Here is a 14166-nt window from a genome sequence, read left to right on the forward strand (position 1 = left end):
ATTGAAGAACGGGCATTCCGTTGCTATAATGAAAAATAGTGTTAGAGTACGGTATAATCGTTGCGGGTCCTTTCCTGCAACGATTTGTTCGTCATATACAATCATTTTAAGAGCGCTGCAGGAGTGATAATTCTATGAATAATAAAGATAGAAACGAACGGCAAAGCAGGATAAGAAATTTTTCAATCATTGCCCATATTGACCATGGTAAATCAACGTTAGCGGATCGTTTACTGGAAGCAACCAGTACGTTAACAAAACGGGAAATGAAAGATCAAATGCTCGACGCGATGGATCTGGAAAGGGAACGGGGCATTACAATTAAACTGAATTCCGTTCAATTGAAGTACAAACACACAGACGGAGAAGAGTATATTTTTCATTTAATCGATACGCCGGGACATGTTGATTTTTCCTATGAAGTGTCCCGAAGTCTAGCTGCTTGTGAAGGTGCGCTGTTAATTGTTGATGCTGCTCAAGGGATAGAAGCACAGACGCTTGCCAACGTCTACCTTGCCCTTGACAACGAATTGGAAATTATTCCGGTCGTTAACAAAATCGACTTGCCAAGTGCTGATCCAGAACGGGCAAAACAGGAAATTGAAGATGTTATTGGATTAGATGCGTCAGATGCGGTGCTTGCTTCAGCAAAAAATGGGATTGGCATTGAAGAAATACTCGCACAGATTGTGGAAAAAGTGCCGGCCCCTGCTGGTGATCCTGCTGCTCCTCTGCAGGCCCTTATTTTTGATTCCCTCTATGATACATATCGTGGGGTTGTGGCGTATATACGGGTGAAAGAGGGGACCGTGAAAGCCGGACAAAAGATTAAAATGATGGCAACAGGGAAAGAATTTGAAGTCTCTGAGGTTGGGGTCTTTACACCGAAACCTGTTGTTTGTGACGAGTTGACTGTTGGAGACGTTGGCTTTTTAACGGCTTCCATTAAAACGGTAAGTGATACTCAAGTAGGGGATACGATTACGCACGCCAAAAATTCGGCGAACGATCCCCTCCCTGGGTACAAGCGGATGAATCCAATGGTTTTCTGCGGTCTTTATCCGGTTGATGCCAATGATTACAATGCATTGCGGGACGCGTTGGAACGTTTGGAGTTAAATGACAGTTCTCTTCAATATGAAGCGGAAACTTCGCAAGCACTAGGGTTTGGTTTTAGGTGTGGATTTCTTGGTTTATTGCATATGGAAATCGTCCAAGAAAGAATTGAACGAGAGTATAATATTGAATTAATCACAACAGCTCCAAGTGTTATTTATCATGTCTATATGACAGACGGTGAAGTTGTGGAGATTGACAATCCATCCAACATGCCGGAACAACAAAAAATTGAAACAGTAGAAGAGCCTTTTGTAAAAGCAACTGTGATGGTTCCAAATGATTATGTTGGAGCGGTGATGGAACTGTGCCAGAAAAAGCGCGGTCAATTTATCGATATGAAATATATGGATGAGAACCGTGTCAATATTATATACGATCTGCCACTTACGGAAATTGTCTATGACTTTTTTGATCAATTAAAATCAAACACAAAAGGATATGCGTCCTTTGACTATGAGCTTATCGGCTTTAAAGAATCCCGGCTTGTAAAGATGGATATTTTGTTAAACGGAGAAAAAGTAGATGCCCTTTCGATTATCGTCCACCGTGATTCCGCTTTTGAACGAGGCAAGACAATCGTTGAGAAATTAAAAGATCTAATCCCAAGACAGCAGTTTGAGGTGCCTGTCCAAGCAAGTATCGGGCAAAAAATCATTGCACGCTCAACGATTAAAGCAATGCGGAAAAACGTGCTTTCAAAATGTTACGGAGGAGATATTTCGAGAAAAAGAAAGTTGTTAGAAAAACAAAAAGAAGGAAAACGCCGGATGAAAAGTGTGGGGAAAGTGGAGGTCCCTCAAGAAGCATTTATGTCCGTGCTGCGCATGGATGACAACAAGTAACTGGACGAACAACATGGAAGATTGATTGAAAGGAGGGACTGAACATGGCAGCAGAAGCTATCTACGTACACATCCCTTTTTGTACCCACATTTGTTATTACTGTGATTTTAACAAGGTGTTTATTAAAGATCAGCCTGTTGATGACTATATAGAAGCCCTTCGCCGTGAAATAGCTGATGCGTTTTCAAATGAGGCTGATCCCTCGCCTATCCACTCCGTGTATATAGGTGGCGGGACACCGACCGCATTAAATGTGGAACAGCTTGAAAGAGTCGTGTCGAGCATTAAGGAGTTTGCGCCGCTTGATACAACGAAGGAGCTGGAATTCACAGTAGAGGTTAATCCAGGGGAAGCTGATAGGGAGAAATTCCAAATAATGAAACGAGCAGGTGTAAACCGGTTAAGCATCGGGGTGCAAAGCTTTGATAATGAACTACTTAAAAAAATCGGCAGAGCTCATTCGAGTGATGAGGCGGTCCAGACCGTTGAACTTGCGAAGTCAGTTGGTTTTGATAATATCTCCCTGGATTTAATGTTCGGTCTTCCAGGCCAGACTCTCTCTGTCTGGAAAGAAACGATTGCAAAAGCACTTTCTCTTCACATCCCTCACTTTTCTGCTTACTCACTGAAAATAGAAAAGAAAACCAGATTCTACAACTGGTACCAACGCGGTGAGCTTCAGCCGCTGTCTGAGGATTTAGAAGCAGATATGTATGAAACATTGGACCATGAATTAACTAAAGCTGGTTATACTGCTTATGAGATCAGTAATTTTGCCCGTCCCGGTTACGAAAGCAGGCATAACAAGACCTATTGGAAAAATGATGAATATTACGGTTTCGGGGCAGGAGCACACGGCTATATAAACAGTATCCGCTATGCTAATGTTGGGCCGGTCCCCCACTATATAAAAGCGGTGAATGAAGAGCGAAATCCTGCCCGTGAAAAGCATCAGGTCCCCGTTACAGAGAAGATGGAAGAAGAAATGTTTATGGGGCTCCGAATGAAAGCAGGAGTGGATAAAGAGAGATTTCGAAGGAAATACGGTCGTTCTTGCTTTGATGTGTTTGGCAGTGTGATACCAGAGCTTCTGAACAGCGGACTTCTGGCAGAAACCGAACAGTCGATTCACTTAACAGAAAAAGGGAAACTGCTGGGGAACGAGGTATTTGCCAAGTTCTTATTGTGACGGTTTAACCATTGTTGCTTATCTTGCGTATTGCGGAGCGTTATGCATGCCAATAGATTGACAAATTTTCTGCTGTTTGATAACTTTACAGTAGATTTAGCACTCGTTAGATCTGAGTGCTAACAGAGGTGATCAATATATGCTTACCGACCGCCAGTTATATATTTTACAAGCTATTATTGACGGTTATATCCATTCTGCAGAACCAGTTGGCTCGCGCAGTATCTCGAAACGCAAGGACATTCATTACAGCCCGGCCACCATTCGGAATGACATGGCAGACTTAGAGGAAATGGGATTTCTCGAAAAACCACATAGTTCGGCAGGAAGAATTCCTTCAGAGAAAGGATACCGCCATTATGTCGATCATTTACTATTGCCTCATCGACTTTCAAAAAAAGAAATTGAAAATATGGAGACTTTGTTTTTGAAAGATGTAAGCCAAGTAGAGCAAGTGGTGAAACAGTCTGCTACGATATTGTCTGAGTTGACAAGTTACGCTTCTATCGTCCTTGGTCCGGAAATTTTTGAATCGAAGCTCAAACAAGTTCAAATTATACCGTTGAATGTACACACTGCGGTAGCCATACTTGTTACGGACACAGGGCACGTTGAGAATCACACGGTTACATTGCCAGATTCTTTGGACAGCAGTGATATTGAAAAGATCACCAACATTCTAAATGAAAAATTAGAAGGTGAGGCTCTTTTTCACCTGCAAGAAAAGATGGAGAAAGAAGTAGCGGGATTGTTAAAAAGACACGTCAAGAGCTATCAGGATGCACTATATTTCACCGAAGAAGCACTTTTGCAAAATAGTAACCAAGAAAAAGTATTTTACGGTGGAAAGTCAAACTTGCTTTTCCAACCTGAATTTAAAGACATTGAGAAAGTCCGGACTATTTTTGAATTACTGGAAGAAGACCATACTGTCCATAAGTTATTAAAGCCAGAACAGGACGGTTTGATGATTCGAATTGGACAGGAAAATACAAACGAAGCGTTTGTGGATTGCAGTATCATTTCGGCATCCTATTCATTTAACGGTAAGCCGGTCGGAACGATAGGAATTGTCGGCCCGACGAGAATGGAATACCGGCGTGTGATTGGAATTATTGAACATTTATCAAATGGATTATCTGAAGCATTAACAAACTTGTATATAAAAGGTTCTTAGTGCTATTATGTAACCTTGGATAGGATACAATCGGGAGGTGAACAAAGTGAAAGAAACAAAAGAAGAAAACATCAATCAAGAGAATGCTTCTGAAGTAGATGGAAATTTAGACCCTGATGAGCAGCATCTGAATAACGATTCTTCCGATCAGGAGAATGTTAGTGAGAAGGCAGAGGACGCGACTCAGGGAACGGAAGACATTTCAGAACAAGTTAAACAAATAGAAGCACTTAAACAGGAAAATGAAGAATGGAAAAGCCGAGCGTTGCGCGCTCAGGCTGACCTCGAAAATATCCGCCGTCGACATCGGGAAGAACAGGAAAAAGCAGCTAAGTACAGAGCTCAGAATTTAGTGGAAGCCTTACTTCCTGTTCTTGATAACTTTGAGCGAGCTATAAACTTCAAACCGGAGAGTGAAGAAGCATCTTCGTTACTTGAAGGAGTTAATATGGTGTATTCACAACTTTACAGCGCTTTGCAGCAAGAAGGCGTTGACGTGATTGCTGCTCAAGGTGAAACCTTTGATCCTCATCTTCATCAAGCTGTTATGCAAGTGGAGGAAGAAGGGTTTGACTCGGGTATGGTCGTAGAAGAAATGCAAACAGGCTATAAACTAAAGGACAAAGTAATCAGACCAGCTATGGTAAAAGTAAATGCCTAGCTACATACGTTGATTTGAGGAGGCTGACAAGACAATGAGCAGAGTAATTGGTATTGACCTTGGTACAACAAACTCCTGTGTGGCAGTTATGGAAGGTGGGGAAGCGGTAGTCATTCCGAATCCGGAAGGTAACCGTACAACCCCTTCTGTTGTGGCTTTCAAAGATGGAGAGCGTCAAGTAGGTGAGGTTGCAAAGCGTCAAGCAATCACGAATCCAAATACGATTCAATCTATTAAACGCTACATGGGAACAGACCATAAAGTAGAAGCAGAAGGAAAAGAATATACGCCGCAAGAGATCTCCGCTATTATCTTGCAGAAGCTTAAAAGCGATGCGGAAAGCTACTTAGGTGAAACCGTAACGAAAGCCGTTATTACGGTACCGGCTTATTTCAATGACTCGCAGCGCCAAGCAACAAAAGACGCGGGGAAGATCGCAGGGCTGGAAGTAGACCGGATCGTCAACGAACCGACGGCTGCAGCTCTTGCTTACGGGATGGAAAAAGAAGAAGACCAGACGATCCTCGTTTATGATCTTGGCGGTGGAACGTTTGATGTGTCTATCCTCGAACTTGGGGATGGGTTTTTTGAGGTTAAATCCACTTCCGGCGATAATGAATTAGGCGGAGATGACTTTGACCAGGTTATCATCGATCATCTTGTTGCAGAATTTAAGAAGGAGAACGGGATTGATCTCTCTCAAGACAAGATGGCGTTGCAGCGCTTAAAAGATGCTGCGGAAAAAGCAAAAAAAGATCTTTCGGGTGTGACACAAGCGCAGATTTCGCTGCCGTTTATCACTGCGGATGCGACGGGTCCTAAACACTTGGAATTGACATTGACACGTGCTAAGTTTGAGGAATTGTCCGCCCACTTAGTAGAGAAAACAATGGGACCAACACGACAAGCACTAAAAGATGCTGGTATGAATGCATCAGAAATTGATAAAGTTATTTTAGTCGGCGGTTCAACACGGATACCGGCAGTCCAAGAAGAAATCAAGAAAATCACGGGCAAAGATCCGCACAAAGGGGTTAACCCGGACGAAGTAGTAGCATTGGGTGCTGCTGTTCAAGCTGGTGTGCTTTCCGGTGACGTGAAAGACGTTGTTCTCTTGGATGTTACTCCGCTATCCCTTGGGATTGAAACAATGGGTGGAGTTGCAACTAAGTTGATTGATCGGAACACGACTATTCCAACAAGCAAATCTCAAGTATTCTCAACGGCTGCAGATAATCAGCCTTCTGTAGACATTCATGTCTTGCAGGGAGAACGTGAGATGGCCGCCGATAATAAAACACTTGGCCGCTTCCAGCTAACAGATATTCCTCCAGCACCGCGCGGAGTTCCGCAAATTGAAGTGACATTTGACATTGATGCAAACGGCATCGTGAATGTTCGTGCCAAAGACCTTGGCACAAACAAAGAGCAGTCTATCACCATCACCTCTTCCTCAGGGCTTTCTGATGAGGAAGTAGATCAAATGGTGAAAGATGCAGAAGCTCACGCGGAAGAAGATAAAAAACGAAAAGAAGCCGTTGAGGTACGCAACGAAGCGGATCAACTAGTCTTCACCACCGAAAAGACATTGAGTGATCTAGGAGATAACGTGGAGCAGGCAGAAAAAGATAAGGCCGAACAAGCGAAAGAGAAAGTAAAAGAAGCGCTTCAAGGCGAAGATGTTGAAGCTATTAGAGCTGCAAAAGATGAACTGCAGGAAGTCGTTCAGCAACTTTCTACAAAATTGTATGAGCAGGCAGCCCAGCAGGCACAAGCTGCTCAAGGACAAGATGGGCAAACGGAAAGCGGCGGCGATACAGCGGATGATGTCGTTGACGCCGACTATGAAGAAGTGGATGATGACGACAAAAAAGATAAGTAATAGTGCCTCTATTTTCCAGCAGTTTTAAATGGTACGAATAGAATAGCATGATAAGAGGGGCTGCCCCAGAAGGAAGATAAAGCTGAGCTTCATTCCGGGCGCCCCTTTTTTTGCTTGTTTGCGATAAGAAGTTGGTTGCAGATGGTATGTGTAAAATATTCCTCGATAACTTCAAAAGAAACCTGATAGTTGTGGACTGAAAAGAGCGTCGGGCGGCGACTCCAGCGGGAAAAGCATAAAGGAACTTCTGCTAAGACCGCACACGTCCTGTGTGCAACGCAGAAGCCACCGCATCCTGCGGAAGTAAGATCCCGCAGTGAGCGGTGAAAGGGAGGCAACCTAAGTTCGCGAGCGTCTATCGCAACGGTTGCATGACCTGCGTCCTGCAGGCCCGAGGAAGCTGAAGCGTTGCCAGCGGAAAGCGTCCGCCCAGAGCGATTGGAAGTTGGTTGTAGATGTGTAAAAACAAAGTGTTGAAAGTATTGTTCTCATAACCATCTAGAGAAAAACTTGACGCATACTTGCAGATGGGTTGAGTTGAAGAGCTTTTATGATAAATGGTAAGATTATCGTTATGGACTAGGGAACGGGAGTGAGAAACGATGAGCAAACGTGATTATTATGAAATACTGGGTGTAGATGAAAATGCATCAGTAGATGAAATAAAAAAAGCTTACCGAAAACTTGCTCGTAAATATCATCCTGATGTTAATAAGGCAGACGATGCGGAGGAGAAGTTTAAGGAAGTAAAGGAAGCTTATGATACGCTTAGTGATCCCCAGAAAAAATCAAATTATGATCGTTTTGGGCATGCTGACCCGAATCAAGGTTTCGGCGGCGCAGGTGCCGGAGATTTCGGCGGTTTTGGGGACATTTTTGATATGTTTTTTGGTGGTGGACGTCGCGATCCTAATGCGCCCCGCCAAGGTGCTGATCTGCAGTACACCATGTCACTTTCATTTAAAGAAGCAGCCTTTGGGAAAGATACAGAAATTGAAATACCGCGTGAAGAAACATGTGAAACGTGTGATGGATCAGGAGCGAAACCGGGAACGAAGCCGGAAACTTGTTCCAAGTGCGGCGGCTCTGGGCAGCTTAATATTGAACAGACCACCCCATTCGGCCGAGTCGTTAATAGACGAGTTTGTGACAAGTGTCAAGGATCTGGGAAGTTCATTAAAGAAAAATGCCGAACTTGTGGAGGCAAGGGAAAAGTTAACAAGAACAAAAAGATTAATATTCATGTACCTGCCGGGGTTGATCAAGGGCAGCAGATCCGCGTGGCGGGACAAGGAGAACCAGGCGCGAATGGTGGTCCGCACGGTGACCTTTATGTCGTGTTCCACGTGCAGCCTCATGAGTTCTTTGAACGTGACGGAGACGACGTACGTTGTGAAATGCCTATCTCTTTTGCGCAAGCAGCACTGGGAGACGAGATAGAAGTCCCAACCTTGCGGGGAAAAGTTAAATTAAAAATACCAGCAGGTACACAGACCGGTACGAGCTTTCGCTTGCGTGGGAAAGGAATAGCGAATGTTCACGGGCGCGGACAAGGTGATCAACATATCGTCGTACGTGTCATCACGCCGAAAAAGCTTGATGAACGCCAAAAAGAGCTGCTTCGCGAGTTCTCCGAACGAAGCGGAGATCATCAAGTAGATGAACAACACCAGAATTTTTTTGAAAAAGTAAAGCGTGCCTTTAAAGGCGATTAAGCTTATCTTTGGATATATATTGATAACAACGGGGCTGGTATAAAAGTGAATTGGATAGAATTTAGCGTTCATACGACCCACGAAGCAGCAGAACCTGTTTCAAATATTCTCCATGAATCAGGGGCAAGTGGCGTAGTCATTGTTGATTCCCAAGACCTCGAGAAAGATTGGCCGGCAGCTGAAGATGAAATTATTGAATTGTCCCCTGCCGACTATCCAAAAGAAGGTGTCATCATAAAAGCGTACTATCCGGAAGAAACGTTCACAGAAAACAACGTTCGCGGGATAGAAGAATCGATAAACAATCTTCGGCAATATGACATCAATCTTGGAGCTAATGAAGTTAATCTCCAAACGATCCGTGAAGAAGAATGGGCTGACGCTTGGAAAAAGTATTACAAACCGGTACGTATTACGGAGCAGTTGACTATCACGCCGAGCTGGGAACATTACGAGCCTTTATCCCGTGACGAAAAAATTATTAAACTTGATCCGGGAATGGCTTTCGGTACAGGTACGCATCCAACAACTACACTCTGTCTGCAGATGCTAGAAAAACTGCTGAAAGGCGGAGAATCAGTTATCGATGTAGGAACTGGTTCTGGAATATTATCCATTGCAGCAGCGAAACTTGGGGCTGGCTCCATTACGGCGATCGACGTTGACGAGACGGCAGTAAGGGTTGCCCGCGAGAATGCTTTATTAAATGACACGGACAAACAGGTCCAAGTGAAACAAAGTGATTTACTACATTATACCGATATGCAGGCTGACGTAGTCGTAGCTAATATTCTTGCTGAGATTATCATGAGATTAGCAGATGACGCCTTTCGCGTGTTGCGGCCGGGGGGTAAATTTATTACGTCGGGAATTATTTCCCGCAAAGCGGATGACGTTAGGAATGTATTGGAACAATCTGGTTTTCACGTAGTCGAGAGAACGGAGAACGAAGATTGGGTTGCATTTGCAGCGAAAAAGAAGTCGTGATCAGAGGTGGCACTCCATGCAGCGATATTTCGTGAAGCCTGAGCAGATGACTGATTCAACTGTCACACTAGCAGGTGATGATGTGAAGCACGCGGCGAAAGTAATGAGGATGAAAACCGGCGATAAGATTGTCTGCTTGAATAACAAGGGCCGACAGGCATTATGTCGAATTGACGAAATTGGTTCATCATTTATTCACGCAGCTATTGTCAAGGAATGGGACGATAACCCTGAATTACCAGTTCGGACTGTCATTGGCCAGGCCTTGGTGAAAGGAGACAAAATGGACTTTGTCATCCAAAAGGGAACAGAGTTCGGTGTTTCTGCTTTTCATCTCTTTGAGGCTGATCGATCTGTGGTAAAATGGGGAAGGGAAAAAAGCCTTAAAAAGATAGAGCGGCTTCGAAAAATTGCTAAAGAAGCAGCTGAACAATCAGAACGGCTTTTTATCCCTGAAATACACTGGTTTGCAAGTGTAGAAGAATTAATACAAGGAAGTGCAATGGAAACTACAATCGTTCTCCATGAAGAAAAAGCGCGCAGCAAACAACATGGGGATCTGGCATCGTTATTACAGGCTGAACCGTCTGCTCTTTTAGCTGTTATCGGACCGGAAGGCGGTATTAGTGAAAGAGAAATAGATTTTTTGGCACGAGAGAATGTCATGCCTGTCAGTTTAGGCCCGCGAATTTTACGAAGTGAGTCAGCATCGGTTTATTTGTTGGCGGTACTTTCTTATTATTATGAGTTATCGAGGTGAAACAAAATGGCCACTGTTGCCTTCCATACGCTAGGCTGTAAAGTCAACCATTATGAGACCGAAGCAATTTGGCAGCTTTTCAAAAAAGAAGGTTATGAGAAGACAGATTTTGAAAAAAGCGCAGATGTCTATGTGATTAATACGTGTACCGTTACTAACACGGGTGACAAAAAAAGCCGACAAGTCATTCGCAGAGCAGTCCGGAAAAACCCAGATGCTGTCATTTGTGTCACTGGCTGCTATGCGCAAACCTCTCCTGCAGAAATCATGGATATTCCTGGCGTGGACATTGTAGTTGGTACACAGGATCGTGCAAAAATGATCGGTTATATTGAAGAGTTTCAAAAAGAACGACAGCCGATAAACGGGGTCGGCAACATTATGAAGACGCGAGTATATGAAGAGCTCGATGTACCCGCATTCACAGACCGGACACGCGCATCGTTAAAAATACAAGAAGGCTGCAATAATTTCTGTACATTTTGTATTATCCCCTGGGCACGGGGGTTGCTGCGTTCCCGGAAACCGGAGGATGTACTGGCACAAGCGAAACAACTCGTCTCTGCGGGTTACAAAGAGATAGTGTTAACCGGCATTCATACCGGTGGATACGGCGAAGATATGAAAGATTACAGCTTGCCGGATTTGCTGCTCGATCTAGAGAAAGTGGAAGGGTTGAAACGACTGCGGATATCTTCCATTGAAGCCAGTCAGATCACCGATGAGGTAATTGACGTCATTGGTCGTTCGAAAAAAATTGTCAATCACTTGCACATCCCTCTCCAATCAGGATCTAATACAGTGTTGAAGAGAATGAGAAGAAAGTATACAACCGAATTTTACGCTCAGAGACTCGAGAAGTTAAAAAAGGCTCTTCCTGGTTTAGCAGTCACCTCCGATGTGATTGTTGGTTTTCCTGGTGAAACCGAAGAGGAATTTCTGGAGACGTACAAGTTTATTGCGGAACACAAATTTTCTGAGCTTCATGTGTTTCCTTACTCAAAACGAACCGGCACTCCTGCGGCTCGGATGACGGATCAAGTGGAAGATGAAGTGAAGCATAATCGTGTGCGTCGCCTTATTGAGCTTTCGGATCAACTTGCCAAGGAATATGCATCACGCTATGAAGGTGTAACGTTGGATGTCATTCCCGAGGAAAAAGGCAGCGAAAATGGTTTGCTCTCCGGTTATACGTCGAATTACATGAGGGTGCAATTCCCAGGTACAGAAGATTTGATCGGAAAGATTGTTAAAGTGAACATTAACAAAGCAGGGTATCCATATAACGAAGGTCGCTTTGAAAGAATTGCTGATGAAAATGAAGACGTGATTATGGCGTAAAGGCGGGTGCGAGAGAGATGAATGAATTAGCACGTATAATTGATCACACGCTCTTAAAGCCTGAGGCGACAATGGAACAAGTTATCCAACTTGCGCAGGAGGCATATGAGTTTCAATTTGCTTCCGTTTGTGTTAACCCGAGTATGGTGCCGGTTGCGTACAGCGTATTGAAAGGTACCGGTGTGAAAGTGTGTACCGTTATTGGATTTCCATTAGGTGCCACCTTACCGGAAGTCAAAGCATGCGAAACAAAAAAAGTGATTGAAGAAGGCTCTTCAGAAATAGATATGGTGATCAACATCGGTGCTTTGAAGAGCGGTCGCGAGTATGAGGTGAAGGCGGACATACAAGCAGTCGTTGATGCAGCGGCTGACCATGCACTGGTGAAGGTCATTATAGAAACGGTTTTATTGAACCGCCAAGAAATAGAAACCGCATGCCGTCTTGCCATGGAAGCAGGCGCTGATTTTGTAAAGACATCAACCGGATTTGCCGGCGGAGGTGCGATTGTGAAAGATATCGTACTCATGAAGGAGATCGTCGGCACAAAAATGAAAGTGAAAGCAAGCGGTGGAATTCGTGACAAAGAGACTGCACTTGCTATGAGAAGAGCAGGTGCCGATCGTATTGGAACGAGTTCTGGTGTGGCTATCTGTACGGAGATTTAGGGCTTTGCATGCGGCGTTTTCTCATAAAAAAAGAAATGTTTTGTTGCAATTCATCTGATCTTGTTTTATAATTTTTGATAATGGCTGATATGTTTTCATGCATATTGGTTGCACTGGTTGTTCGGAGGGAGGGAATCATTATGGCTGAGACCCGTGTTCGTAAAAACGAAAATATTGACGCTGCTCTTCGTCGTTTCAAACGTTCACTTTCAAAAGAAGGGACAATGGCAGAAGTTCGTAAACGGAAGCATTATGAAAAGCCGAGTGTGAAACGCAAGAAGAAATCGGAAGCGGCTAGAAAACGTAAGTTCTAAGAGAGGGTAATAAATTAGACCGGAATGGGATTCCCTCCATTAAGTTTTAAAACAAGCATCTCCAGAAGTGGAGATGCTTTTTTGAAAGGGATAAAATCTGACGCTGCCCCTCGCACAGAGTCCGGAGGGTGGAGCAGGCGTGTTAATCTCCCCTATTACGGAAGAAAGAGGGAAGAAAATGAACATGGCGCGATTAAAAATAATAGTTGGCTTGTTCTTTGCTGCTATTTTATTAGCAGGCGGCATCCTGTCAGGTACAGCGCTTTCATCATCAAAAGAGCTTGTATACGTTGTCCCTGTTGAACAAACGGTGGAGAGAGGATTGGAGGCTTTTCTGGGGCGATCTGTGAAGGAGGCGGAGACAGAAGGGGCCGATCACATCATTTTTGAAGTTAATACTCCCGGGGGTGCAGTGGATGCGGCCGGTAATATTGCGGCTATCTTCCGAAATACACAAATTCCGACTACAGCCTTTGTGACAAATCAGGCTATGTCTGCCGGGGCATTTCTCGCGTTAAATGCTGATCAGATAGCAATGGCTCCCGGAACGGAAATGGGAGCAGCACAAGTAATTGACGGAAGCGGGAATGCTGCTGGTAACAAAGCTCAGTCAGCGTGGAATGCAAATATGAAAGGAGCGGCCGAGTTAAATAATCGTGATCCTCAATATGCACTTGCCATGGCTGATCCCTCCATTGATCTCAAAGAATACCGTGCCGGAGAGGGAGAATTGTTATCTTTAACTGCTTCCGAAGCATACAAAGTTGGCTACGCGGAATATATGGTGGATGACCGGGAGGAACTACTAAATAAGCTTGGACTAGAGAATGCTCGTATTCAAGAAGCAGAAGTAAGTATATCTGAACATATTGCCCGTTTTGTTACTCATCCGGTTGTCATACCAATTTTACTTAGTGTAGGAAGTCTCGGGCTTATTTTAGAGCTTTACTCACCAGGCTTTGGGATACCGGGCATGATGGGACTTAGTGCGTTGTTTCTCTTTTTCTTTGGTCACTCCATTGCCGGCTTTGCAGGCATGGAAGCCATTATCTTATTTGCTGCCGGTCTCTTGCTGATTGTGATTGAACTATTCGTTCCTGGGTTCGGTATTTTTGGTCTTTTAGGGATAGGATCTGTAATCACTAGTATGTTTTTTGCTTCGTATTCCGTATTTAATATTGTGATTTCCATTTTAATTGCACTGGTTGTCTCGATTGCAGGCGCGATTGTTGTCTTTAAATCTTTTAGAAGTCGCGGGCCCATGAAACGCTTTATCCTGGAAGATACGTTCAGTAAGAAAGAAGGTTATGTATCGAGTGTGACACGTTCTGAGTTAATCGGCACAACAGGGGTCACACTAACGCCGCTCCGACCTTCTGGGTCAATTATCGCAAATGAAGAGCGCCTGGATGTCGTAACAGAGGGAGGCTATATTGGAGAGAATCAAACGGTGAAAATCGTTGATGTGAAAGGGTCACGGATCATTGTGAGGTTGACTGATCTGTCATAA

General features: G+C 44.1%; 12 protein-coding genes. All 12 read left to right on the forward strand.

What is annotated here, in order from left to right; all coding sequences use genetic code 11:
• The first annotated feature begins 134 nt into the window (after window positions 1–134).
• The 12 genes from lepA to LOR49_RS10540 all read left to right on the forward strand — a co-directional run bounded on the left by lepA (window position 135) and on the right by LOR49_RS10540 (window position 14166).
• Window positions 135–1961 carry a translation elongation factor 4 gene (lepA, locus tag LOR49_RS10485; protein ID WP_240376572.1) on the forward strand — a complete coding sequence of 609 codons (1827 nt, stop codon included), beginning with the start codon at window positions 135–137 and terminating at the stop codon, window positions 1959–1961.
• Window positions 1962–2005: 44 nt separating this feature from the next.
• Window positions 2006–3151: a radical SAM family heme chaperone HemW gene (gene hemW / locus LOR49_RS10490; RefSeq protein WP_240376574.1), complete on the forward strand. Its 1146-nt coding sequence runs from the start codon at window positions 2006–2008 to the stop codon at window positions 3149–3151.
• 139 nt (window positions 3152–3290) lie between these two features.
• Window positions 3291–4328, forward strand: a complete 1038-nt coding sequence (gene hrcA / locus LOR49_RS10495) for a heat-inducible transcriptional repressor HrcA (RefSeq protein ID WP_240376576.1) — start codon at window positions 3291–3293, stop codon at window positions 4326–4328.
• A 46-nt stretch (window positions 4329–4374) separates the two neighbouring features.
• Window positions 4375–4989, forward strand: a complete 615-nt coding sequence (gene grpE / locus LOR49_RS10500; protein WP_240376578.1) for a nucleotide exchange factor GrpE — start codon at window positions 4375–4377, stop codon at window positions 4987–4989.
• Window positions 4990–5023: 34 nt separating this feature from the next.
• On the forward strand, window positions 5024–6871 hold the full coding sequence (gene dnaK, locus LOR49_RS10505) for a molecular chaperone DnaK (protein WP_240376580.1): 1848 nt from the start codon (window positions 5024–5026) through the stop codon (window positions 6869–6871).
• A 602-nt stretch (window positions 6872–7473) separates the two neighbouring features.
• Window positions 7474–8586 carry a molecular chaperone DnaJ gene (dnaJ, locus tag LOR49_RS10510; protein WP_240376582.1) on the forward strand — a complete coding sequence of 371 codons (1113 nt, stop codon included), beginning with the start codon at window positions 7474–7476 and terminating at the stop codon, window positions 8584–8586.
• Between the two features lie 45 nt (window positions 8587–8631).
• Window positions 8632–9573, forward strand: coding sequence for a 50S ribosomal protein L11 methyltransferase (gene prmA, locus LOR49_RS10515; RefSeq protein ID WP_240376584.1), 942 nt, complete (start codon window positions 8632–8634; stop codon window positions 9571–9573).
• Window positions 9574–9589: 16 nt separating this feature from the next.
• Complete coding sequence (locus tag LOR49_RS10520; protein ID WP_240376585.1) at window positions 9590–10333, forward strand: RsmE family RNA methyltransferase; 744 nt, start codon at window positions 9590–9592, stop codon at window positions 10331–10333.
• Between the two features lie 6 nt (window positions 10334–10339).
• Window positions 10340–11674 (forward strand): tRNA (N(6)-L-threonylcarbamoyladenosine(37)-C(2))-methylthiotransferase MtaB, encoded by a 1335-nt coding sequence (mtaB, locus tag LOR49_RS10525; RefSeq protein WP_240376586.1) that lies wholly within the window; start codon window positions 10340–10342, stop codon window positions 11672–11674.
• A 17-nt stretch (window positions 11675–11691) separates the two neighbouring features.
• Window positions 11692–12342 carry a deoxyribose-phosphate aldolase gene (deoC, locus tag LOR49_RS10530; protein ID WP_240376587.1) on the forward strand — a complete coding sequence of 217 codons (651 nt, stop codon included), beginning with the start codon at window positions 11692–11694 and terminating at the stop codon, window positions 12340–12342.
• Between the two features lie 140 nt (window positions 12343–12482).
• Window positions 12483–12656 (forward strand): 30S ribosomal protein S21, encoded by a 174-nt coding sequence (gene rpsU / locus LOR49_RS10535; RefSeq protein ID WP_091587149.1) that lies wholly within the window; start codon window positions 12483–12485, stop codon window positions 12654–12656.
• Window positions 12657–12840: 184 nt separating this feature from the next.
• A complete protein-coding gene (locus LOR49_RS10540) occupies window positions 12841–14166 on the forward strand; it encodes an NfeD family protein (protein ID WP_420830428.1) in 1326 nt (441 codons plus the stop codon).

Source organism: Bacillus piscicola (assembly GCF_022458745.1).
Lineage (GTDB): Bacteria > Bacillota > Bacilli > Bacillales > Marinococcaceae > Alteribacillus_A > Alteribacillus_A piscicola.

Excerpts from the sequence above, each read along its gene's own strand:
- lepA (WP_240376572.1), top strand. The coding sequence starts at position 135 with ATGAATAATAAAGATAGAAACGAACGGCAAAGCAGGATAAGAAATTTT.
- hemW (WP_240376574.1), top strand. The coding sequence starts at position 2,006 with ATGGCAGCAGAAGCTATCTACGTACACATCCCTTTTTGTACCCACATT.
- hrcA (WP_240376576.1), top strand. The coding sequence starts at position 3,291 with ATGCTTACCGACCGCCAGTTATATATTTTACAAGCTATTATTGACGGT.
- dnaK (WP_240376580.1), top strand. The coding sequence starts at position 5,024 with ATGAGCAGAGTAATTGGTATTGACCTTGGTACAACAAACTCCTGTGTG.
- dnaJ (WP_240376582.1), top strand. The coding sequence starts at position 7,474 with ATGAGCAAACGTGATTATTATGAAATACTGGGTGTAGATGAAAATGCA.
- LOR49_RS10520 (WP_240376585.1), top strand. The coding sequence starts at position 9,590 with ATGCAGCGATATTTCGTGAAGCCTGAGCAGATGACTGATTCAACTGTC.
- mtaB (WP_240376586.1), top strand. The coding sequence starts at position 10,340 with ATGGCCACTGTTGCCTTCCATACGCTAGGCTGTAAAGTCAACCATTAT.
- deoC (WP_240376587.1), top strand. The coding sequence starts at position 11,692 with ATGAATGAATTAGCACGTATAATTGATCACACGCTCTTAAAGCCTGAG.
- rpsU (WP_091587149.1), top strand. The coding sequence starts at position 12,483 with ATGGCTGAGACCCGTGTTCGTAAAAACGAAAATATTGACGCTGCTCTT.
- LOR49_RS10540 (WP_420830428.1), top strand. The coding sequence starts at position 12,841 with ATGGCGCGATTAAAAATAATAGTTGGCTTGTTCTTTGCTGCTATTTTA.